This is a genomic window from Streptomyces sp. 4N124, from assembly GCF_052245395.1.
Lineage (GTDB): Bacteria > Actinomycetota > Actinomycetes > Streptomycetales > Streptomycetaceae > Streptomyces.
This window is the reverse complement of record NZ_JBQQBS010000038.1, coordinates 77401-98777: the sequence shown is the minus strand read 5'-3', so window position 1 is coordinate 98777 and position 21377 is coordinate 77401. Positions and strand designations below refer to the sequence as shown.

The following is a 21377-nucleotide window of genomic DNA, read 5'->3' as shown; positions in this document are numbered from 1 at the left end:
AACTTTTTGGGTTCGTCCCCTGGCCGCCGGGGATCAGGCCGTCACACGCCCGCGGGCTCCGGCTCCTCGGAAGCCGACGTCGGCTGAGCGGGCAGCTTCGCCTGCCGCTTCGCCTCGCGCTTCTTCGCCCGGCGCTCCTTGCGCAGTTCGAGCATCGCGTAGAGCGTCGGGACCAGGAGCAGGGTCAGCAGGGTCGACGTGATCAGACCGCCGATCACGACCACCGCCAGCGGCTGGGCTATGAAGCCGCCCTCGCCGGTGACGCCCAGGGCCATCGGGAGCAGGGCGAAGATGGTCGCCAGGGCCGTCATGAGGATGGGGCGCAGCCGGTGGCGGCCGCCTTCGACGACCGCCTCGACGACGCCGTAACCCTGCCTGCGGTACTGGTTGATGAGGTCGATCAGCACGATCGCGTTCGTCACCACGATGCCGATCAGCATCAGCATGCCGATCATCGCGGGGACGCCCATCGGGGTGCCCGTCGCGACCAGGAGGCCGATGGCGCCGGTGGCCGCGAAGGGGATGGAGACCAGCAGGATCAGCGGCTGGACCAGCGAGCGGAACGTCGCGACCAGCAGCATGAAGACGATCGCGATGGCCGCCAGCATCGCCAGGCCCAGATTCGCGAACGCCTCGTCCTGGTCCTCGGAGACACCGCCGATCGCGGCCGTGGCGCCCTCCGGGAGGTCCAGCGAGTTGATCTTCGACTGGAGGTCCGTGCTCACCGCGCCGGTGTTGTCGCCGGTCGGCCGGGCCGTGATGGTGGCCGCGCGCTGGCCGTCGATACGGGTCATCGACACCGGCCCGTCGACCATCCGGACCGTGGCGATGTCGGACAGCTTCACCGGGCCGAGGCGCAGCGCCTTCAGTTCGGCCAGCGTCTCGGCCGGCTTCGCCGACCTGATGACGACGTCGCGCTCGGTGTCGTCCAGGGTCGCCTTGGCGGCGGTGGTGCCCTTGACCGCCTGGGCGACGGCCGCGCCGAGGGTGGTGTCGTTGAAGCCGGCCGCGGCGGCCTTGTCGTTGGCCCTGACCGAGATCCGCGGCACGCTCTGCGCCAGGTCGCTGGTGACGTCGGTGACGTCGTCCAGACCGGCGACCGTCTTGCGGACCTCCTCGGCGGCCTCGCGCAGCACGCCCGCGTCGGCGGCCTTCACGACCACGCTGAGGTCCTGGCTGCCGAAGCCGTCACCGGCCGCGATGGTCGTCGTACCGATGCCGGACAGCTTCTTCAGGCCGTCCTCGATACGGCTCTGCACCTCGTCGTACGACGCCGAGTCCTCCAGCATCACCTGGTACGAGGCCTGGTTGGTGTCCGTGCCACCGCCGAAGGCCGCCATGAAGCCGGACGAGCCGACGGTGACCTGGTAGTCCTTCACGCCCTCGACGGAGCCGAGCAGCTTCTCGACCTTCTTCGCCTGCTCGTCGGTCGCCGCCAGGCTGGTGCCGGGCTTCAACTCCTGCTTAACGGTGAGGACTTCCTGCTCGCCCTGGTCGAAGAAGTTGGTCTTCAGCAGCGGCGCCATGCCGAACGTGCCGATGAGGATCACGATCGCGAGCGCCACGCTGGTGAGACGGCGGCGGGTCGCGAAGCGCAGGACGGGGACGTAGAGGCGCTGGAGGCGGCTCTTGGCCTCCTTCTCCTCAGCCAGGCGGCGGGCCTCGTCGGCGTCCTCGGGCGTGCCCTTGGGGGCGCGCAGGAACCAGTACGACAGGACGGGTACGACCGTCAGCGAGACCAGCAGCGACGCGAGCAGCGCGGCCGTCACGGTCAGGCTGAACGAGCCGAACAGCTCGCCCACCATGCCGCCGGTCAGTCCGATCGGGAGGAAGACGGCGACGGTGGTGAGGGTCGAGGAGGTGACCGCGCCCGCGACCTCGCGGACCGCCTTGAGAATGGCCTCCTCGCGCTCCTCGCCGTAGCCGAGGTGCCGCTTGATGTTCTCCAGGACCACGATCGAGTCGTCGACGACCCGGCCGATGGCGATGGTGAGCGCGCCGAGCGTCAGCATGTTGAGCGACAGGTCGCGCGTCCACAGGACGATCAGGGCCAGCACCACCGACAGCGGGATGGAGACCGCGGTCACCAGCGTCGAGCGGATCGACGCCAGGAAGACCAGGATGACGAGGACCGCGAAGAGCAGGCCGAGCCCGCCCTCGGTGGTCAGACCCGAGATGGACTTGGAGACCGCCGGGCCCTGGTCGCTGACGACCGTGATCGTGGAGCCGGTGCCCAAGTCCTTGCGCATGTCGGTGAGTTGGTCCTCGACCGCGTTGGAGATGGCGACCGCGCTGCCGTCCTGGTCCATGGTGACGCTCACGGCGAGGCTGGGCTTGCCGTCGGTGCGGGTGAGGGAGTCGGCGGTGGCCTGCTCCTGCTCGACGTCCGCCACGTCGGCGAGGCGCACCGGATCGCCGCCGGCCTCGCCGGTGACCATCAGGTCCTGGATCTGCTTCAGGGAGGTGAAGCCGCCGCCGACCTGGACGGTGCGGTTGTTGCCCGCCTCGTCGAAGGAGCCGGCCGGGACGGTCGCACCGCCCGCCTGGAGCGCCTGGGACAGGGCCTGCGAACTGAGGCCCGCCTTGGCGAGCTTCGCCTCGTCCGGGGTGACGGTGACCTGGAGGTCGCGTACGCCGTCGACGGTGACCTGTCCGACGCCGTCGATGTCCTTCAGGTCCGGTACGACGGTCCGGTCGAGCCGGTCGGCGAGGGCCTGCTGGTCCTGGTCGGAGGTGACGGCGAGGACAACGGTCGGGATGTCGTCCGTGGAACCGGCGACGACCTGCGGGTCCACATCGTCCGGGAGCTGGACGCGGGCGCGGTTGACGGCCTGCTGGACGTCGGCGACGAGCTGCTTGGTGTCATTGCCGTAGTCGAAGGAGGCCATGATCAGGGCGTTGCCCTCGCTGGCCGTGGAGGTGACACCGGTGATGGCGTCGACGCCTTCGAGCGCGTCCTCGATGGGTTCGACGACCTGCTTCTCGACCACGTCCGGGGACGCGCCCTGGTACGGGGCGAGCACGGACACCATGGGAAGTTCGATGGAGGGCAGCAACTGCTGCTTGAGCTGCGGGATCGCGATCGCTCCGAAAGCGAGCGCGACGATCGACATCAGCCCTATGAGGGCCCGTTGCGCGAGGCTGAATTTTGACAGCCAGGACATGGGTCAGCGTCTCTCTTCTGTGGCCTGAGCGGAGGAAGGGGCGCATGTGAGCGCCCACCCCTACACCCTGAGCCATCGCCGGACGGTGATCCGTCGACCCTGGGTCCCGTTCCTTATCTCTCGCCTACTCCGGCCGCAGTACGACCGGGCGGCAGTCACTCCACCCTTGGACGTACCAGCCCCGACTCGTACGCGATCACCACGAGCTGGGCCCGGTCCCGGGCGCCGAGCTTGGCCATGGCCCGGTTGACGTGCGTCTTCACGGTCAGCGGGCTGACTTCGAGGCGTTCGGCGATCTCGTCGTTAGAATGCCCGCCGGCGACCTGCACCAGCACCTCGCGCTCGCGCCCGGTGAGCGCGGCGAGGCGTTCGGCGCGGGCGGGGTCGCGCTCGTCGTCCGCCGCGTCGCCCTGGGCGAGGAAGCGGGCGATCAGGCCCTTGGTGGCGGCCGGGGACAGCAGCGCCTCACCGCCGGCCGCGATCCGGATCGCGTTGAGGAGTTCCTCGGGTTCGGAGCCCTTGCCGAGGAAGCCGGAGGCGCCCGCGCGCAGCGACTGCACCACGTAGTCATCGACCTCGAACGTCGTCAGGATCACCACCCGGACCTGCGCGAGGCTCGGGTCGGCGCCGATCATGCGGGTGGCCGCGAGTCCGTCCGTACCCGGCATGCGGATGTCCATCAGGACGACGTCGGCGCGCTGTTCCTTGGCCAGCCGCACCGCCTCCGCACCGTCGGACGCCTCGCCCACCACCTCCATGTCGGGCTCGGAGTCGACGAGCACACGAAAGGCGCTGCGGAGCAGCGCCTGGTCGTCGGCGAGCAGGACACGGATGGTCATACGGAGTCCTTCGCTGGGCTGGTGCGGGTCTTGACCGGCAGGATCGCATGCACACGGAAACCGCCGCCGTACCGGGGACCGGTGGTGAGGGTGCCGCTCAGGGCGCTGACCCGCTCCCGCATCCCGATCAGCCCGTGTCCGCCGCCGGCCTCGGGGGCGTCGTCCTCCCCGGCGCCGTTGTCGAGCACCGTGATCTCGATGTTCTCTCCCACGCGTACGACGCTGACCTCGGCCTTGGCCTCGGTGCCGGCGTGCTTCTGCACATTGGTGAGGGCTTCCTGGATGACGCGGTAGGCGGCCAGGTCGACGGCGGCGGGCAGCGCGGTGCCGTGGTCGGCGCGGGCGACCTCGACATGCAGTCCGGCGCTGCGGAAGGTGCCGACGAGTTCGTCGAGCCGGACCAGGCCGGGCGCGGGTTCGGTGGGCGCCTCGGGGTCGTCGGACTGCCGCAACAGGCCGACGGTGGCGCGGAGTTCGTTGAGTGCGGAGCGGCTGGCCTCGCGTACGTGGGCCAGGGCCTCCTTGGCCTGGTCGGGCCGCTTGTCCATGACATGGGCGGCGACTCCGGCCTGCACATTGACGAGCGCGATGTGGTGGGCGACCACGTCATGCAGGTCCCGGGCGATCCGCAGCCGCTCCTCGGCGACCCGGCGGCGGGCCTCCTCCTCACGGGTGCGCTCGGCCCGCTCGGCGCGCTCCCGTATGGCGTGCACGACCGCACGCCGGCTGCGGACCGCGTCGCCGGCGGTGGCGCCGATGCCGGTCCAGGCGAGGACGCCGAGGTTTTCCTGGGCGTACCAGGGGAGCGGTCCCGCGAGCATGGCGGAGCCGGTCAACACGGTCATGGTGAGCAGGCCGACGCGCCAGGTGGTGTGCCGGTCGGTGCGGGCGGCGACGGTGTAGAGCGCGATGACCGCGGACATGGCGACGGGGGCGCGCGGGTCGCCGGTGACGGACTCGATGAGCGCGAGGGCGCCGGTGAAGGCGAGGACCGTCTTGGGGGCGCGGCGGCGGAAGACCAGGGCGGCGGCGCCGAGCGTGATGAGGACCAGGCTGAGGGCGTCGGGGCTGCGCAGGCTCCAGGTGACGCTGTCCTTGCCCCGTGGGTCCACGAAGGAGCCGGCCACCATACAGGCGAGCACGGCGGCCGCGAGCGCCGCGTCGAGCGCCAGCGGGTGCGCTTGGAGGTGACGCCGGGCACGCTCGATGGTGGTCACGCTTGTCAACGGTACCGGCGTCGGTACCGAGGTCGCTGGGGGCTCCGCCCCCAGCCCCCCGGGCCTGTGCCCACCCGCCACCCGACTCGGTCGGTCATGAGGTGAGCACCTCAGCCCGGGATCAAGCCGTCGTCGCTCAGCATCTCCCGGACCTCCTCCAGTGTCGCGTCCGGGGACGGCAGGATCAGTTCTGAGGGTTCCAGGGACTCGTCCGGCAGGGGTTCGCCCAGTTCGCGGACCTTCTGGAGGAGGGCGTGGAGAGTGGCGCGGAAGCCTGGGCCGTCGCCGCTCTCCATCTCCTGAAGGAGTTCGTCGTCCAGCTTGTTCAGCTCGGTGAAGTGGCTGTCGGCCAGCCTCACCTGCCCCTCCCCCATGATCCGTACGATCATGTCGCCCTCCGTATGGCGATTACTGCTTGTCGAAGCGCGGGGTGTCCTGTGGCTGCTGCTGGGACTGCGACTGGTCCTTGCCGCCCTCGATGGCCTGCTGCGACGAGGAGCCGCCGGCCAGCTCGGCCTTCATGCGCTGCAGTTCCAGCTCTACATCCGTACCACCGGAGAGGCGGTCCAGCTCGGCCTGGATGTCGTCCTTGTGCATGCCGGACTGGTCGTCGAGGGCACCGGAGGCGAGAAGCTCGTCGATCGCGCCGGCGCGGGCCTGGAGCTGTGCGGTCTTGTCCTCGGCACGCTGGATGGCCATGCCGACGTCGCCCATCTCCTCGGAGATGCCGGAGAAGGCCTCGCCGATCCGGGTCTGGGCCTGGGCCGCGGTGTAGGTGGCCTTGATGGTCTCCTTCTTCGTACGGAAGGCGTCGACCTTGGCCTGGAGGCGCTGGGCTGCCAGGGTGAGCTTCTCCTCCTCGCCCTGGAGGGTCGCGTGCTGCGTCTCGAGGTCCGTCACCTGCTGCTGGAGGGCGGCACGGCGGGACAGCGCCTCGCGCGCCAGGTCCTCGCGGCCGAGGGCGAGCGCCTTGCGGCCCTGGTCCTCCAGCTTGGTGGACTGCGACTGGAGCTGGTTGAGCTGCAACTCCAGGCGCTTGCGCGAGGTCGCCACGTCGGCGACACCGCGGCGGACCTTCTGGAGCAGCTCCAGCTGCTTCTGGTACGAGTAATCGAGGGTTTCGCGCGGGTCCTCGGCCCGGTCAAGGGCCTTGTTCGCCTTCGCGCGGAAGATCATCCCCATACGCTTCATGACACCGCTCATGGGCTTCGCGCGCCCCCTTCTGACGGACTACATCCAGCTCCTGCGACAGAACCCACAGTACGGGCCCTGCTTCTATTACCGCACTGTTCGGGGACGGATGCGCTCATCCCCAAGGACGACTGCGGTCGGCCCCGCTCCGGCGTAGGGAGTAGGTGACCCCTGAGAGCGACCCCCGAGAGCAGCGCCCCTTCTGTCCCCACTAATACGACTGGTGTTGCGGGATCGTTCCCCGTGGGGCTGGGGTCCATGCCCGGGACCCCGTACCCTTGGGTTTTGTGTTCCGTAGCCGTGCCAAGGATGAGAAGGCCGCGAACGCCGACAAGGCGTCGCTGACCGACTCCACTCAGACCCGTGACCCGCAGGCCCCGAAGGGCAGGCCCACTCCCAAGCGGAGTGAGGCCCAGTCCCAGCGCCGCAGCGTCGCCAATACGTCGATGACCCGCAAGGACGCCGCCAAGCGTCAGCGCGAGGATCGCCGTGCCGCCCTGGACAAGCAGCGCCAGGCGCTGGCCGGCGGTGACGAGCGCTATCTGCCCGCGCGTGACAAGGGGCCGGTGCGCAAGTACGCGCGGGCCTTCATCGACTCGCGGTTCAACGTCGCGGAGTTCTTCCTGCCGATGGCGGTGATCATCCTCGTGCTGAGCATGGTGCGGGTGGCCTCGCTGCAGAACATCGCTCTGCTGCTGTGGCTGGTCGTGATCGTGCTGATCGTGCTCGACTCGATCGCCACGGGCTACCGCCTGAAGAAGGGTCTGGCCGAGCGCTTCCCGGACGAGAACAAGCGCGGGGCCGTCGCCTACGCGCTGATGCGCTCTCTCCAGATGCGCCGGCTCCGGCTGCCGAAGCCGCAGGTCAAGCGCGGGGAGCGGCCCTGACCGGCACGGCTTCGTTCTCGGGGGGCGCGGCGGATGCCTGGCTGAGCAAGCTGGGCGGGCTGCGTGACGTCGTACGCCAGGAGCTGGTGGCCCGCCAGCTCGACGAGCAGATAGCCGGCCGGTTCCCGGTCGGACAGAGGCTGCGTGTGCTCGATGTGGGGATGGGCCAGGGCACGCAGGCGCTGCGGCTGGCCCGGGCCGGACATCAGGTGACCGGGGTCGAGCAGGATCCGAAGATGATCTCCGTGGCGCGGGAGGCCCTGTCCGCCGAGCCGGAGGGAATCCGGGAGCGGATGCGGATCGTCCAGGGCGACGGCCGTGACACCGGCGTGCATTTCCTCCCGGGCAGTTTCGACGTGGTGTTGTGTCATGGCGTGCTCATGTACGTCGACGAGCCCGACCCGCTGCTGGCGGGGCTGGCCCGGATGCTCGCCCAGGGCGGTCTGCTGTCGCTGCTGGTGCGCAACGCGGACGCGCTGGCGATGCGGCCGGGCCTGTCCGGCGACTGGGCGGGCGCACTGGGCGCCTTCGACACGGTGTCCTACCGGAACCGGCTCGGGCTCGACGTCCGTGCGGACCGGCTGGACGCGCTGACCGGGACGCTGGCCGGGATCGGGGCGCCGCTGCACGCCTGGTACGGCGTGCGGATCTTCACGGACACGGCTGCGGACGGGGCCGGGACGCCCGGCGACATCGACGCGCTGCTGGCCGTGGAGGAGCGGGCTGGGCGGACGGATCCGTATCGGCGTGTCGCCGCGCTGCTGCATCTGTGCGGGGTGCGGGGCTAAGCGCGCCGGTCGGGGTGCCACGATGGGCCGTCTGGCGTCTGCGGCTCCGTCGTGGCTGGTCGCGCCCACGCGGCGGTAGCCGCAAATCGAAACAGCCCCGCGCCCCTTTGGGGCGCGCTGCCGCCAGGCCCTCAGCCCGTTCGGGTCAACAACGGGAGCCGGACAATCACCCCGACGCGAGACTCGGGGCATGGACGCTTCTCGTATTCGTGCCCTGCGGCTCGTCGCCGCGCTCGCTTGCTCGCTGGCGCTCGTCTCCGGTTGTTCCGACTCCGGGTCGTCCGGGTCGTCGGAGTCGGAGAAGACCACCAAGCAGGCCGCCGTGCCGGCCGTGGACAGCGAGTTGCAGGACGACTACACGAGGGTGATCAAGGACGTTCTGCCGTCGGTCGTGCAGATCCAGGCCCAAAACGATCTGGGCTCCGGGGTGGTGTACGACAACCAGGGCCACATCGTCACCAACGCGCATGTCGTCGGGGACGAGAAGACCTTCCAGGTGACGACCGCCAACAGCGAGGACGTGCTGACCGCCAGGCTCGTCTACGCGTACCCGGAGCAGGACCTCGCCGTCATCAAGCTGAACGACGTACCGGACGGTCTCAAGGCCGCGAAGTTCGGGGACTCCGCGAAGGTCGAGGTCGGGCAGATCGTCCTCGCGATGGGCTCGCCGCTCGGGCTGTCGTCGAGCGTGACGCAGGGGATCGTGTCGGCGACCGGACGGACCGTCAGCGAGGGGCAGTCCGGCGGCGGTACGGGCGCGACCATCGCGAACATGGTGCAGACGTCGGCCGCCATCAACCCCGGCAACAGCGGCGGCGCCCTGGTGAACCTCGACGGCGAGGTCATCGGCATCCCGACGCTCGCCGCCACCGACCCCAACGTCGGGGACGCCGCGGCGCCCGGCATCGGGTTCGCGATCCCCGCGTCGATGGTGAAGACGGTCGCCGACCAGATCATCAAGGACGGCAAGGTGACGGACTCGGGCCGGGCCGCGCTCGGCATCACCGGCCGTACGGTCGTCGACGCCGACTACCAGGTCGCCGGGGTCGCGGTCGTCGCGGTGACGAACGGCGGGGCGGCCGACCAGGCGGGCCTGGAGGCCGGGGACATCATCACCCAGCTCGGCGACACCGAGATCACCACCATCACCTCGCTGTCGGAGGCGCTGGCCAGGCAGAAGCCGGGTGACAAGACGACGGTGACGTTCACGCGCAACGACGCCGAGAAGACGGTGGATGTGACGCTGGGTGAGCAGTGAGGAGGGGCGGCCGGTGTACGGTCGCCCCTCCCCCGTCCGTCTTACGCGTCCGCGGCGTGCAGGCTCATCGGGCCGTAGATCTCCGTGGCGTCCTCGAACAGGCGCACCTGGTCCGCACCGCCGGCGAGCAGGTCTTTCCAGTACTCGCCGAGCCAGGACTCGGCGTCTCCCTGCGTGGTGAACTCCTCGGGCTGCACCGCGGGCTGGACCTCCGCGCCGTCGGCCTTCTCGAATCGCCACGTCCATAGGGCCATGTGCGCCTCCCGTGTTTGAGCGGTTACGGAGCAGAAGCGTATGCGGTTGTTCGTTGTCTGCGGCTCGGTGGGGGCTTGTCGCGCAGTTCCCCGCGCCCCTTAACGGCGTCTCCGTCACGCAAGATCAGCAGAGACCGGCGAAAATCAACTTCGTGGACGTGACTCTGCTCGGTACCGGTGCCCCCGCGGGGCTGCCCCGCCCCGACTGTCCCTGTGCGGTCTGTGCTGCCGCGCTCGGGCCGGATGCGCGGGCGGCTACCGCGTTGCTCGTGGACGGGGTGCTGCTGATTGATCTGACGCCCGGTGCGGCGTTTGCGGCCGCTCGGGCCGGACGGTCGCTCGGGGGTGTGCGGCAGGTGTTGTTGTCGCATCCGCATGATGGGCCGGCCGTGGAGGTGCCGGCCGGGGTGCCGGGGCCGGGGCGGGTGCCGGATGGGCGGGAGCTGGCGTTGTTGACGGGGCATCGGGTGCGGGCCGTGGCGATGGACGCGGGCGGTACGGGGTATGCGGTGACCGGGCCGGATGGGCACCGGCTGCTGTATGTGCCGCCGGGCAGTGCGCCGGCCGGGCTGGAGGAGGGGGACGGAGAGGCGTACGACATGGTCGTGGCCGATGTCGTGGGGCGGCCGGACACGTTGGCACGGCTGCGGGCGGTGGGGGCGGTCGGGCCGACGACGGATGTGATCGCCGCGCATCTGGATCATGACGTACCGCCGGGGAGAGAGCTGCGGCGGCGGCTCGCGGCGGCCGGGGCGCGGGCCGTGCCGGACGGGACGACGCTGGTCGTGGGCGTGTACGAGGACGTACCGGATGTGCCGCGGCGGACGCTGGTGCTGGGTGGGGCGCGGTCGGGGAAGTCCGTGGAGGCCGAGCGGCGGCTGGAGGCGTTTCCCGATGTGCTGTATGTCGCCACCGGCGGCACGCGGGACGAGGACAGCGAGTGGGCCGCGCGGGTGGCCGCGCATCGGGAGCGGCGGCCCGGGTCCTGGCGTACGGCGGAGACGTGTGACCTGGTGCCGTTGCTTCAGGCCGATGGGCCGCCGTTGCTGATCGACTGTCTGTCGCTGTGGCTGACGGATGCGATGGACTCCGTCGGGGCGTGGGACGACGCGGTGTGGGCCGACGGGGGTGAGCGGGCCTTGCGGGAGCGGGTGCGGGAGTTGACCGGGGCGGTGCGGGCGGCGCGGCGGACCGTTGTCGCCGTGTCGAACGAGGTGGGGTCGGGGATCGTGCCGGCCACCGCCTCCGGGCGGCGGTACCGGGACGAGTTGGGGCGCTTGAACGCGGCGTTCGCGGGTGAGTGCGAGCAGGTGCTGCTGGTGGTGGCGGGGCAGGCGGTGGTGTTGCGGGGGTGAGCGGGGACTCAGGCCTTGCGGGCGATGAGTCTGTAGGTGGTGGAGAAGCGGGTGCGGCTCAGGGGTGGGGAGAGAGTGCAGCCGCGGGATTCCAGTTCCGTGCGGAGGTTGTCCAGGGGGATCAGATGGGTGTGGCCCGGGTGGGTCTGGGGGCGCCACCGCCTGCCCAGGAGAGCCGCGAGCGCGGACTGCGGGTTGGGGGTCTCGATCACCAGGTGGCCCCCGTGGCGGAGAAGCGTGAGCGCGGCCTGGAGTTCCGCACGGGGATCGGACGTGTGGTGCAGATGGTTGAGGAGGCTGACCACGTCGTAGCGCGCGCGGAGGATGGTCGTGATGTGTGGGTCCGGCAAGTTGCCGACGTAGGCCTCTTCGATGCGGTCCGCCCTGCGTGCCTGCACCACCACCGGGGTGGGGTCCAGTCCGTCGAAGGACGTGTACGGGAAGAGTTCCTGCGCCGTTTCCGGGAAGCCGGCGTCGCGCGTGCCCACGTCCAGCCAGCTCTCCGGCTCGGGCCTCAGGCGCAGCATCGCGAGGGCGGTGAGGCGGTGTTGGCGGCGGGTCGCGGAACAGGGCTTGACATGTTCTTCCAACAACCTGTCCTCGACAGGGCGTTGGGGGTTCTGGAACACGTGCGCGCAGTCCCGGCACTCGTCCACGGCGCTCGTACGGGCGCGGAGCAGTTTCGAACCGCACCATGGGCAGTCGTCGCGGCGTGCGGGTGGCATGGGCGGCTCCCCTGAGGACGTACGACATTCCACTGCAAAACGGAACGTATGGGATCGCGATCTTGGGTGCAATGACGTCGTGTGCGCGTGGTGGCCATGTGGCGCCGTTCCGTTCGATCGGGGCCGGTACTGTTCGGCGAATGAGCTCGCTTAATCTCGACGACTTCACCGATCTGATCGAGCGCCCCGACGGCGGGGTGCGCCGCGATGCGGAGGCGCGCCGGGAGCGTCAGATCGTGCCGCCCGGAGCACTGGGCCGCCTCGACGACCTGGGTGAGTGGCTGGCGGCGGCGCAGAGCGCCGTGCCGGTGCGGCCGATCGAACGGCCGCGGGTGGTGCTGTTCGCCGGCGACCACGGGGTCGCCGAACTGGGTGTCTCCGCGCGGCCCGCGGGCAGCGCCGGAGCGCTGGTGCGGGAGGTCCTGGAGGGCGGTCGGCCGGTCTCCGTCCTGGCCCGGCGGCTGGGCGTGCCCGTGCGGGTCGTGGACATGGCGCTGGACTGCGATCCGGAGACGCTGCCCGACGAGGTCGTACGGCATCGGGTACGGCGGGGCAGTGGACGTATCGACGTCGAGGACGCGCTGACGGCTGAGGAAGCCGAGGCCGCGTTCCGGGCCGGCGTCGCGGTGGCCGACGAAGAGGCCGACTCCGGTACGGATCTGGTGGTGCTCGGCGATGTGAGCGTGGGCGGGACCACGGCGGCCGGTGTGCTGGTCGCCGCGCTGTGCGGGACCGACGCGTCGGTCGTGACCGGGCGCGGAGGGCTCGCCATCGACGACCTCGCGTGGATGCGGAAGTGCGCGGCGATCCGCGATGCGTTGCGCCGGGCCCGGCCCGTGCTCGGCGATCAGTTGCAGCTGCTGGCGACGGTGGGCGGCGCCGACCTCGCCGCCATGACCGGGTTCCTGCTGCAGAGCGCGGTGCGGAAGACGCCGGTGATCCTGGACGGGGTCGTGGCGGCCGCCTGTGCGCTGGTGGGGCAGCGGATCGCGTTCCGGGCACCGGACTGGTGGCTGGCCGCGCACAGCAGCGGGGAGCCGGGCCAGGCGAAGGCGCTCGACCGCATGGCCCTCGAGCCGCTCCTCGACCAGGGCGTGACGGTGGGGGAAGGGGCGGGGGCGCTGCTGGCGCTACCGCTGGTGCAGGCCGCGGCGGCGTTGGCGGCGGAACTGCCGGAGAAGGCCGAGGAGCCCGAAGAGGCCCCGGAGGCCGAAGAGGCCGAGAAGGACGAGGGCGAGTAGGGGAAGGAAGGGGGCAAGACATGTGCCGCAATCGGTAAATTTGCCCCATATCATCCCTCCCTATGGGAGATGCCCGCGTTGATGTGAAGTCGGGATCCAGGAAAGGGCAGGGGGCGGTGGCCTCGCGGCGGGCCGCTGCCTTTGCCGTCTGGTATTTGCGGGTCGTCGCGTTCGTCAACTTCCTCAGTGCGGTGTGGGTGTCCTTCGGGCAGGACCTGCGGCGGCACAACCAGGAGAACTACTTCACGCCGTATCTGCTGACCGCCGGTTTCGCGTCCGGTGTGTTCACGGTGTTCCTGGCGATCACGATGCGGCGCCGCAAGCGGGCCGCGTGGATTCTGAACCTCGTGCTCAGCGGGCTGTTCCTGCTGCTGCTCGTCTTCGCGATGTTCTTCCCGGAGATCCGGCGGCATGCGCAGAACTGGGTGTCACTCGTCCTGACGGCCGCCTTCGTGGCGTCGCTGCTCGTCGGGCGGCGGGAGTTCTACGCCAAGGGCGACCGGTCCAACCCGAAGCTCGCCGCCGCCGTCGCGGTGGGCGGGCTGCTGGTCTGTTCGCTGCTGGCGGCGCTGCTGGTGACGGTCACCAACCAGGCGCACGACGAGCACCGTTCGACGTTCGCCGACCGCTGGTGGTACGGGACGCTGCGGCTCGTCTCGGTCGTCGCCGACGACTCCCGCTTCCCCGGCATCACCAGCCCCAATTGGGTCAACGTCACCATCAACGTGCTCAGCACGCTGCTCATCCTCGCCGTCTTCTACGCCGCCTTCCGCTCCCGGCGCGCCGTCGACCCGCTCACCGAGGACGACGAAGCACGGCTGCGGGCGCTGCTGGAGCGGCACGGCGAGCGTGACTCGCTCGGGTACTTCGCGCTGCGCCGGGAGAAGAGCGTCGTCTGGTCGCCGACCGGCAAGGCGGGCGTCGTCTACCGGGTCGTGAGCGGAGTGGCGCTGGCCTCCGGGGATCCGGTCGGCGACCCGGAGGCGTGGCCGGGCGCCATCGAGCCGTGGCTGGCCCAGGCGCGTGAGCACGGGTGGATCCCGGCCGTGATGGGGGCGAGCGAGGAGGCGGGGACCGTGTACGCGCGGCACGGGATGGACGCGCTGGAGCTCGGTGACGAGGCCGTGGTGGAGGTCGCCGAGTTCACGCTGGAGGGGCGGGCCATGCGGACCGTACGGCAGGCGTACAACCGGGTGAAGCGCGCCGGGTACGTCGTCCGCATCCGGCGGCACGAGGACATTCCGGCCGACGAGATGACGTACCTGCTGGAGCGCGCGGACGACTGGCGCGACGGGGCCACCGAGCGTGGTTTCAGCATGGCGCTCGGGCGGCTCGGGGATCCGGACGACGGACGGTGCGTGATGCTCGAATGCGCCGATGGCCAGGGCGAGTTGAAGGCGCTGCTGTCCTTCGTGCCCTGGGGGCCGCGCGGGCTCTCGCTCGACCTGATGCGGCGGGACCGGGACGCCGACAACGGGCTGATGGAGTTCATGGTGATCGAGCTGCTGAATCGCGCCCAGGAGATCCAGGTCACGCAGGTTTCGCTCAACTTCGCCATGTTCCGCTCGGTCTTCGAACGTGGTGCACGCCTCGGCGCCGGACCGGTGCTGAGGCTGTGGCGGTCGCTCCTCAGCTTCTTCTCGCGCTGGTGGCAGATCGAGTCGCTGTACCGCGCCAACGCCAAGTACCGACCCATCTGGGAACCGAGGTTCCTGCTCTTCGAGAAGAGCGCGGACCTGCCCCGCATCGGCATCGCCGCGGCCCGTGCGGAGGGATTCCTGGAGGCACCGGGACTGCCGAAGTGGATGCACCGCAAGCATCTTCAGACGCGTAGATGAGGTCGTGTACATGAGTACGCTCGCCCGCTGGGCCCGCGCCGAATGGGGACTGCTGTACGTCACCGTGCGCGGGGCGATCGCCGAGCGGCGATGGCGGGCGATTCCGATGACGATCGGTGCCGTGTGCCTGACGGCTGTGCTGCATTTCGTCCACAACCAGTCCTGGGGCTATGGGTTCGTCCAGGACGTGGGGGCCGTACGAGCCGAAGATCCCTTGTGGCTGGCGCTGCTGCGGACTCCGCTGTCGCTGTTCGTGCCCGCGCTGGATCTGCCGGTGTGGGGAGGCCTCGTACAGATCCTGCTGGTGTTCGGGATCGCCGAGAGCTGTCTGGGGTGGTGGCGCACGCTCGCCGTCGCGTACGCCGCCACGCTCGCCGGAACGCTGTACGCGCGCGTGGGCATCGCGCTCGGTCCGGGCGGGCTGCTGGGGCTGCCCGCGTCGGACGCGTATGTCGTGGACACGGGGCCGTCGGCGGCCGTGGTGGGGCTCGCCGTGTTCCTCGGCTGGCGTTACCGGGCGTATGTCACCGCGGGGGTGGTGATCGTGGCGATGGTGGTCGAGGTGCTGGTGAAGGAGAACCTGGCCGGCAAGGAGCATCTGGCGGCGATCGCGGGGGTGCTGGTGCTGTGTGCCGTGTGCGCGGTGCGTGCGGCGCGTCAGCGGCGGTCGGCCGAGCGGGCCGGTTCCACCGGATCGGGTTTGCCGCCGATCCAGTCCTGAATCCTGCGGCTGGGGCCCGCCCAGCGGCGGTCGTGGCGATAGGCACGGCGGAGGGACTTGGCGCGGGCACGGGGGCGGCGGCGGTAGAAGCGCTTGGCCCAGGGGGAACCGGGGCGGGCCAGACGGATCGTGCCGACCACGGCGATGAGCGGGACGATGACGCCGAAGATCGCGGTGCGGACCTTGCCCTTGCTCAGGGCGAGCAGCGAGAAGGCGAAGTTCGTGAGGACGGTGCCGATGACGGTGGAGCGGTTCTGCAGTTCGTCGTCGTCCAGGTCGTTGACGCCGAAGGGGGTGTAGCCGACGAGGACCAGGCCGACGAGGGCGGCGGTCAGCACCACGACCTCCACGCTCTTGCGGCCCGCTTCCGTCCAGTAGACGTCGTCGAGGTGGAGGATCAGCGCGAACTCGTCCAGGAGGAGGCCCGCGCCGATGCCGAAGATCACGGCGGCTAGGGCGGAGCCGAAGCCGCGGGTGCCGCCGGCTACCGCGCCGAAGCCGCCGATGACGGTGAGGACGACGCCGGGGACGACGTGATGGATGTGTACGCCGCCGGCCTCGACGTTGCCGAAGGGGCCCTTGCCTGCGCGGATCAGGCGGGTGATGAGGCGGGTGACGAGGAAGGTGACGACGAAGGCGGTCAGGGCGAGGAGCAGGGGGAGCTTGCCCGGTTCGATGATGTTGTGCTCCAGCCAGTTCCCCATGTGTGACAGTTTGCCCGGAGTTGGGGTGGCTGTCGTGTGGGTGCGGCGTGCGGGGGGTTGCGGGGCGGGTGGGTCGCGCGGCCCGGCGCTGGCGGGGTGCCTCCCCCAGAGGGGGGACCCCCAGCGCCCACCCGTGCCGCCCTAGGCGGCACGAATGCCCGCAGCATGGCGGGCCCGGGCGGCACGAATGCCCGCAGCTGGGCGGCTGTAGCCTTCCCTGATGTCCAGGATCCCGCCCCTGCATGGGCCTCGTTTTGCCTTTGGGACGCTCAGCGTGCTGCCTGTGAAGGTGACGCGGTGGGATCGGGGGGCTGCGCGGGGTGGCATGGTGTGGGCTCCGTCGGTCGGGGGCGTCGTGGGGGGTGCTGCGGCCGGGGTCGGGCTCCTGTTGCTGCTGCTTGGTGCCGCGCCCCTGCTCGCCGCCGTGGCCACCGTCGCCATGCCCGCCGTGCTCACCCGAGGGCTGCACCTCGACGGGCTGGCCGACACCGCCGACGGGCTCGGCAGCGGGAAGCCCGCGGAGGACGCGCTGCGGATCATGAAGCAGTCGGACATCGGGCCGTTCGGTGTGATCACGCTCGTGTTCGTGCTCCTCGCCCAGGTGGCCGCCCTGGCGGAGGCGTACGACGGCTCCTGGGCCCGGGGGGCCTTCGCCGCCGTCGTCTCCGCGACCGTCGGGCGGCTGGCGCTCACGACCGCCGCTCGGGCCGGGGTGCCCGCCGCGCGGCCGGAGGGGCTGGGGGCCGCGGTCGCCGGAGTCGTGCCGGTGCGCGGGGCGGTGCTGGTCGCCCTCGCGGTCACCGGCCTGGCGGCCGGCGTGGGCGCGGCTTTCGGGGCGTACGGCGTCGTCCAGGCGGGTGCCGCCGTCGTCCTCGCCCTTTCCGCTGCCGAGCTTCTGCTGCGGCACTGCGTCCGCCGCTTCGGCGGGGTCACCGGTGATGTCTTCGGCGGGCTCGAGGAGACGGCGGCGACGGCGGCGCTCGTCGTTCTGTCACTGGGCTGATACGAAATCCCGCTCGGCCCTTCGCTCCTACCGCTCCCGTCACTAGTCTCGTCCGCCGAAACCGACAAGTGACCGTCATCGGGGGGACGTCCATGCCGAAACTTCGCCGTACCACGGCCTGGCTCATCGACTTCGCTCTGGTGGTCGCGCTGGCCACCGGGCTCGCCATGCTCACCTTCCACCGGATATCCGCGCTCGTCACCGATGTACCCGAACTCGCCACGCGCAGCGGCTTCGACCTGCTGACCTCACGCGGGGACGTCATCGACGCCTCGGAGAACCTGGGGCTCTCCGTCTGGAACAAGTCGGTGCTCTACGTCGAGCAGGCCTTCGGGCTGCTGATCGTGGTCACCTTCCTGTACCAGTGGGCCTCGTTGACCTTCCTCGGCCGCACCCTCGGCAAGGCCCTGACGGGGCTGAAGGTCACCCCGCGCGCGGGACGCCGGGCCGCGCTGCGGGCCGCGGTCACCACCTCGGCGGACGTCGTCGTGTACGCCCTCGCCTGTGTCCTGCTGATCGAGGGCCAGTTCGTGCTCTCCGTGCTGGTGTGGGCCCTCGCCGTCGCCGTCTTCTTCTGCAACGCCCTGCCCGTCCTCGGCCCCAACTGCCGCTCCCTCGCCGACCGGCTGGCCGGCACGGAGGTCACGGGCCTCGGACTTGGCACGTCCGGGACGCCCCAGCCGGCCATCGGCACGTACGGCAACGCACCCCACGGCTGGTGAGCATCCGGAAGTTGCCATGACGCCACCGACGGGTGAACGCCCGCGGGCAGAGCGAACGCTCATACGCGCGTAGGCTCGGTCCCGGGTGTTCGCCGACAGGGTGAAGGCCCCGGACGAGTCCAACCCTCAGGCCAGGTCTAGGGTCGGCCGACGGGCCCGGTCGACCCACTCCCATCGGCCACAGCAACTTCACATTCGGAAGCGAGATATCACCACCGTGACTGCTCTCACTCTCAGCACCGCCGCGGCGCCCGGCCTGCGGGCCGACGCGATCGTGATCGGTGTCGCCAAGGGCGCCAAGGGACCCGTCGTCGCACCGGGCGCCGAGGCCGTGGACAAGGCTTACGACGGCAGGCTCGCCGGCGTCCTGGAGACCCTCGGTGCCTCCGGTGCCGAGGGCGAGGTGACGAAGCTCCCCGCGCCGTCGGGCTTCAAGGCACCGCTCGTGGTGGCGGTCGGCCTGGGCGCCGAGCCGGAGAAGGACGCCCAGTTCGACGGCGAGACGCTGCGCAAGGCCGCCGGTACGGCCGCCCGCGCCCTGGCCGGATCCAAGAAGGCCGCCTTCGCCCTGCCGCTCACGGACGCCGCCGACGCCGGTGCCGTCGCGGAGGGCGCGCTGCTGGGCGCGTACTCCTTCGACACGTACAAGGAGAACGGCAAGAGCGGCAAGGACGCGAAGAACGGCAAGGCGCCGCTCACCGAGGTCGCCCTGCTCGGCGGCAAGCCCCGCGACAAGGCGTACAAGGCGGCCGTCGAGCGTGCCACCGCCGTCTCCGAGGAGCTGAACCGCGCCCGCGACCTGATCAACACCCCGCCGAACGACCTCAACCCGGAGTCCTTCGCCGCCGTCGCCCAGACCGCGGCCAAGGAGCACGGCATCAAGGCGCAGGTGCTCGACGTGAAGGCCCTGGAGAAGGGCGGCTACGGCGGCATCCTGGGCGTCGGCGTGGGTTCCGCCGCCGGTCCCCGGCTGGTCAAGTTGTCGTACACGCACGCCAAGGCGAAGAAGCACCTCGCGTTCGTCGGCAAGGGCATCACCTACGACTCGGGCGGCATCTCGCTGAAGCCGGCGGGGCACAACGAGACGATGAAGTGCGACATGAGCGGTGCGGCGGCCGTCTTCGGCGCCGTCGTCGCCGCCGCGCGCCTCGGGCTCGAGGTCAATGTCACCGGCTGGCTGGCGCTGGCCGAGAACATGCCGTCGGGCACGGCGACGCGGCCGGGTGATGTGCTGCGGATGTACAGCGGCAAGACCGTGGAGGTGCTCAACACCGACGCGGAAGGGCGGCTTGTGCTCGCGGACGCGCTGTGGGCCGCGTCCGAGGAGAAGCCGGACGCGATTGTCGACGTGGCGACGCTGACCGGGGCGATGGTGCTGGCGCTGGGGAACCGGACGTTCGGGGTCATGGCCAACGACGAGGCGTTCCGTACGGCGATCGTCGAGGCATCGGAGGAGGTCGGGGAGGCGTCCTGGCCGATGCCGTTGCCGGATCACCTGCGTAAGGGGATGGACTCTCCTACCGCTGACATCGCGAACATGGGTGAGCGGATGGGGGGTGGGCTCGTCGCCGGTCTGTTCCTGCGGGAGTTCGTGGGTGAGGGGATCACCTGGGCGCACCTTGATATTGCTGGGCCTGCCTTCAATGAGCAGGGGCCCTTCGGGTACACGCCGAAGGGTGGCACTGGGTCGGCTGTGCGGACGTTGGTGCGGCTGGCGGAGCTGACGGCTTCTGGTGACCTGGGGTGATGTCCGCCTAGCAGCTCGGTCCAGCTTGTTGTGTGGCGACTGCAGGGGCGTGGGGGCTGGTCGCGCAGTTCCCCGCGCCCCTAGGTGCGTCACCTCGCCGTGCGCTGCAAGCGTGTGGCGTCTCACACCCCGGCCCCGCGTCTCGTCCTGTGCTGACAAGTGCGAAGATGGGGCACGGCAGGACAGGGCCCCCACCGAAGGGCCGAAGAGTAGCGGCCGGACACCAGCCGCCTGCCGGTCACCGCAGACCGGCGTACGGCGCACATGCATGGAGGACGTGACGTGGCGAACGACGCCAGCACCGTTTTCGACCTAGTGATCCTCGGCGGTGGTAGCGGTGGTTACGCCGCGGCCCTGCGCGGGGCGCAGCTGGGCCTGGACGTCGCCCTGATCGAGAAGGACAAGGTCGGCGGTACCTGCCTGCACCGGGGGTGCATCCCCACCAAGGCCCTGCTGCACGCGGGCGAGATCGCCGACCAGGCCCGCGAGAGCGAGCAGTTCGGTGTGAAGGCCACGTTCGAGGGCATCGACATCGCCGGGGTCCACAAGTACAAGGACGGCGTGATCGCCGGCCTGTACAAGGGTCTCCAGGGGCTCGTCGCCTCGCGCAAGGTCACCTACATCGAGGGTGAGGGGCGGCTCTCCTCCCCCACCTCCGTCGACGTCAACGGCCGGCGCGTCCAGGGCCGCCACGTGCTCCTCGCGACCGGCTCCGTGCCGAAGTCGCTGCCGGGCCTGGAGATCGACGGCAACCGCATCATCTCCTCCGACCACGCCCTCGTCCTGGACCGCGTGCCGCAGTCCGCGATCATCCTGGGCGGCGGTGTCATCGGCGTCGAGTTCGCCTCCGCCTGGAAGTCCTTCGGCTCCGACGTCACCGTCATCGAGGGCCTGAAGCACCTCGTCCCGGTCGAGGACGAGAACTCCTCCAAGCTTCTTGAGCGCGCGTTCCGCAAGCGCGGCATCAAGTTCAACCTGGGCACCTTCTTCTCGAAGGCCGAGTACACCGCGAACGGCGTCAAGGTCACCCTCGCCGACGGCAAGGAGTTCGAGGCCGAGGTCCTGCTCGTCGCCGTCGGCCGCGGCCCGGTCTCCGCCGGTCTCGGCTACGAGGAGCAGGGCGTCGCCATGGACCGCGGCTACGTCCTCGTCGACGAGTACATGCGCACCAACGTCCCGACCATCTCCGCCGTCGGCGACCTGGTCCCGACGCTCCAGCTCGCGCACGTCGGCTTCGCCGAGGGCATCCTGGTGGCGGAGCGTCTGGCCGGTCTGAAGACCGTTCCGATCGACTACGACGGTGTCCCGCGGGTGACCTACTGCCACCCCGAGGTCGCCTCCGTCGGCATCACCGAGGCCAAGGCCAAGGAGATCTACGGCGCGGACAAGGTCGTCGCTCTGAAGTACAACCTCGCGGGCAACGGCAAGAGCAAGATCCTGAACACCGCGGGCGAGATCAAGCTCGTCCAGGTCAAGGACGGTGCGGTGGTCGGCGTCCACATGGTCGGCGACCGCATGGGCGAGCAGGTCGGCGAGGCCCAGCTGATCTACAACTGGGAGGCGCTGCCGGCCGAGGTCGCCCAGCTCATCCACGCCCACCCGACGCAGAACGAGGCGCTCGGCGAGGCCCACCTGGCCCTGGCCGGCAAGCCGCTCCACTCGCACGACTGACCCTCGGTCGACGAAGCGACGACTCAGACTTCCGCAATTCGTAAGGAGCAAC

General features: G+C 70.5%; 18 protein-coding genes and 1 pseudogene. 11 read left to right on the top strand and 8 right to left on the bottom strand.

Features of this window, described 5'->3' with window-relative positions; genetic code table 11:
- Positions 1-41 precede the first annotated feature (41 nt).
- The 5 genes from ACTWQO_RS31735 to ACTWQO_RS31715 form a co-directional block, all read right to left on the bottom strand.
- Entirely contained in the window at positions 42-3164 is a 3123-nt protein-coding gene (locus ACTWQO_RS31735) for an efflux RND transporter permease subunit (protein ID WP_443240816.1), read from the bottom strand.
- 155 nt (positions 3165-3319) lie between these two features.
- The gene (locus ACTWQO_RS31730; RefSeq protein ID WP_443240815.1) at positions 3320-4003 is read right to left on the bottom strand and encodes a response regulator; all 684 of its coding nucleotides are present in this window, start codon (positions 4001-4003) and stop codon (positions 3320-3322) included.
- The gene (locus ACTWQO_RS31725) at positions 4000-5220 is read right to left on the bottom strand and encodes a sensor histidine kinase (protein WP_443240814.1); all 1221 of its coding nucleotides are present in this window, start codon (positions 5218-5220) and stop codon (positions 4000-4002) included. The genes ACTWQO_RS31730 and ACTWQO_RS31725 overlap by 4 nt, the downstream gene beginning before the upstream one ends.
- A gap of 110 nt (positions 5221-5330) precedes the next feature.
- Complete coding sequence (pspAA, locus tag ACTWQO_RS31720) at positions 5331-5609, bottom strand: PspA-associated protein PspAA (protein WP_443240813.1); 279 nt, start codon at positions 5607-5609, stop codon at positions 5331-5333.
- Positions 5610-5628: 19 nt separating this feature from the next.
- Positions 5629-6396, bottom strand: a complete 768-nt coding sequence (locus tag ACTWQO_RS31715) for a PspA/IM30 family protein (RefSeq protein WP_301987284.1) — start codon at positions 6394-6396, stop codon at positions 5629-5631.
- 273 nt (positions 6397-6669) lie between these two features.
- Between ACTWQO_RS31715 and ACTWQO_RS31710 the strand changes: the two are divergent.
- The 3 genes and pseudogenes from ACTWQO_RS31710 (at position 6670) to ACTWQO_RS31700 (ending at position 9344) form a co-directional block, all read left to right on the top strand.
- Positions 6670-7298 (top strand): annotated as a pseudogene (locus tag ACTWQO_RS31710) (DUF3043 domain-containing protein).
- Between the two features lie 86 nt (positions 7299-7384).
- Complete coding sequence (locus ACTWQO_RS31705; protein WP_443240812.1) at positions 7385-8086, top strand: class I SAM-dependent methyltransferase; 702 nt, start codon at positions 7385-7387, stop codon at positions 8084-8086.
- Between the two features lie 190 nt (positions 8087-8276).
- Entirely contained in the window at positions 8277-9344 is a 1068-nt protein-coding gene (locus tag ACTWQO_RS31700) for a S1C family serine protease (RefSeq protein WP_443240811.1), read from the top strand.
- A gap of 41 nt (positions 9345-9385) precedes the next feature.
- Here the strand turns inward: ACTWQO_RS31700 and ACTWQO_RS31695 are convergent, their stop codons facing one another.
- Positions 9386-9598 (bottom strand): hypothetical protein, encoded by a 213-nt coding sequence (locus tag ACTWQO_RS31695; RefSeq protein ID WP_301979357.1) that lies wholly within the window; start codon positions 9596-9598, stop codon positions 9386-9388.
- 152 nt (positions 9599-9750) lie between these two features.
- Between ACTWQO_RS31695 and ACTWQO_RS31690 the strand changes: the two genes are divergently transcribed.
- Positions 9751-10953, top strand: coding sequence for a bifunctional adenosylcobinamide kinase/adenosylcobinamide-phosphate guanylyltransferase (locus ACTWQO_RS31690; RefSeq protein WP_443240810.1), 1203 nt, complete (start codon positions 9751-9753; stop codon positions 10951-10953).
- 8 nt (positions 10954-10961) lie between these two features.
- Here the strand turns inward: ACTWQO_RS31690 and ACTWQO_RS31685 are convergent, their stop codons facing one another.
- On the bottom strand, positions 10962-11678 hold the full coding sequence (locus tag ACTWQO_RS31685; RefSeq protein ID WP_443240809.1) for a class I SAM-dependent methyltransferase: 717 nt from the start codon (positions 11676-11678) through the stop codon (positions 10962-10964).
- Positions 11679-11818: 140 nt separating this feature from the next.
- Here ACTWQO_RS31685 and cobT point away from each other — a divergent pair, with 140 nt between their 5' ends.
- The 3 genes from cobT to ACTWQO_RS31670 all read left to right on the top strand — a co-directional run bounded on the left by cobT (position 11819) and on the right by ACTWQO_RS31670 (position 15478).
- A complete protein-coding gene (gene cobT, locus ACTWQO_RS31680) occupies positions 11819-12919 on the top strand; it encodes a nicotinate-nucleotide--dimethylbenzimidazole phosphoribosyltransferase (protein WP_443240808.1) in 1101 nt (366 codons plus the stop codon).
- Positions 12920-12981: 62 nt separating this feature from the next.
- The gene (locus tag ACTWQO_RS31675) at positions 12982-14757 is read left to right on the top strand and encodes a phosphatidylglycerol lysyltransferase domain-containing protein (protein WP_443240807.1); all 1776 of its coding nucleotides are present in this window, start codon (positions 12982-12984) and stop codon (positions 14755-14757) included.
- A gap of 10 nt (positions 14758-14767) precedes the next feature.
- Positions 14768-15478, top strand: coding sequence for a hypothetical protein (locus tag ACTWQO_RS31670; RefSeq protein ID WP_443240806.1), 711 nt, complete (start codon positions 14768-14770; stop codon positions 15476-15478).
- On the opposite strand, the gene ACTWQO_RS31665 is transcribed toward ACTWQO_RS31670, so the two are convergent.
- Positions 15415-16182: a hypothetical protein gene (locus tag ACTWQO_RS31665; RefSeq protein ID WP_443240805.1), complete on the bottom strand. Its 768-nt coding sequence runs from the start codon at positions 16180-16182 to the stop codon at positions 15415-15417. The two genes, ACTWQO_RS31670 and ACTWQO_RS31665, sit on opposite strands and share 64 nt — an antisense overlap.
- Positions 16183-16402: 220 nt before the next feature.
- Between ACTWQO_RS31665 and ACTWQO_RS31660 the strand changes: the two genes are divergently transcribed.
- The 4 genes from ACTWQO_RS31660 to lpdA all read left to right on the top strand — a co-directional run bounded on the left by ACTWQO_RS31660 (position 16403) and on the right by lpdA (position 21325).
- Positions 16403-17185 (top strand): adenosylcobinamide-GDP ribazoletransferase, encoded by a 783-nt coding sequence (locus tag ACTWQO_RS31660; RefSeq protein WP_443240804.1) that lies wholly within the window; start codon positions 16403-16405, stop codon positions 17183-17185.
- 92 nt (positions 17186-17277) lie between these two features.
- Positions 17278-17907, top strand: coding sequence for an RDD family protein (locus tag ACTWQO_RS31655; protein ID WP_443240803.1), 630 nt, complete (start codon positions 17278-17280; stop codon positions 17905-17907).
- Positions 17908-18124: 217 nt separating this feature from the next.
- Positions 18125-19654 (top strand): leucyl aminopeptidase, encoded by a 1530-nt coding sequence (locus ACTWQO_RS31650; protein ID WP_443240802.1) that lies wholly within the window; start codon positions 18125-18127, stop codon positions 19652-19654.
- Between the two features lie 282 nt (positions 19655-19936).
- The gene (gene lpdA, locus ACTWQO_RS31645; protein WP_210576219.1) at positions 19937-21325 is read left to right on the top strand and encodes a dihydrolipoyl dehydrogenase; all 1389 of its coding nucleotides are present in this window, start codon (positions 19937-19939) and stop codon (positions 21323-21325) included.
- Positions 21326-21377 lie beyond the last annotated feature (52 nt).

Bases quoted from the DNA above. Each gene is read 5' to 3' on its own strand.
- pspAA (WP_443240813.1), bottom strand. From the start codon at position 5,609: ATGATCGTACGGATCATGGGGGAGGGGCAGGTGAGGCTGGCCGACAGC.
- ACTWQO_RS31670 (WP_443240806.1), top strand. From the start codon at position 14,768: ATGAGTACGCTCGCCCGCTGGGCCCGCGCCGAATGGGGACTGCTGTAC.
- cobT (WP_443240808.1), top strand. From the start codon at position 11,819: ATGAGCTCGCTTAATCTCGACGACTTCACCGATCTGATCGAGCGCCCC.
- ACTWQO_RS31715 (WP_301987284.1), bottom strand. From the start codon at position 6,396: ATGATCTTCCGCGCGAAGGCGAACAAGGCCCTTGACCGGGCCGAGGAC.
- ACTWQO_RS31685 (WP_443240809.1), bottom strand. From the start codon at position 11,678: ATGCCACCCGCACGCCGCGACGACTGCCCATGGTGCGGTTCGAAACTG.
- ACTWQO_RS31735 (WP_443240816.1), bottom strand. From the start codon at position 3,164: ATGTCCTGGCTGTCAAAATTCAGCCTCGCGCAACGGGCCCTCATAGGG.
- ACTWQO_RS31730 (WP_443240815.1), bottom strand. From the start codon at position 4,003: ATGACCATCCGTGTCCTGCTCGCCGACGACCAGGCGCTGCTCCGCAGC.
- ACTWQO_RS31700 (WP_443240811.1), top strand. From the start codon at position 8,277: ATGGACGCTTCTCGTATTCGTGCCCTGCGGCTCGTCGCCGCGCTCGCT.
- ACTWQO_RS31665 (WP_443240805.1), bottom strand. From the start codon at position 16,182: ATGGGGAACTGGCTGGAGCACAACATCATCGAACCGGGCAAGCTCCCC.
- ACTWQO_RS31675 (WP_443240807.1), top strand. From the start codon at position 12,982: ATGGGAGATGCCCGCGTTGATGTGAAGTCGGGATCCAGGAAAGGGCAG.
- ACTWQO_RS31660 (WP_443240804.1), top strand. From the start codon at position 16,403: ATGTCCAGGATCCCGCCCCTGCATGGGCCTCGTTTTGCCTTTGGGACG.
- ACTWQO_RS31695 (WP_301979357.1), bottom strand. From the start codon at position 9,598: ATGGCCCTATGGACGTGGCGATTCGAGAAGGCCGACGGCGCGGAGGTC.
- ACTWQO_RS31655 (WP_443240803.1), top strand. From the start codon at position 17,278: ATGCCGAAACTTCGCCGTACCACGGCCTGGCTCATCGACTTCGCTCTG.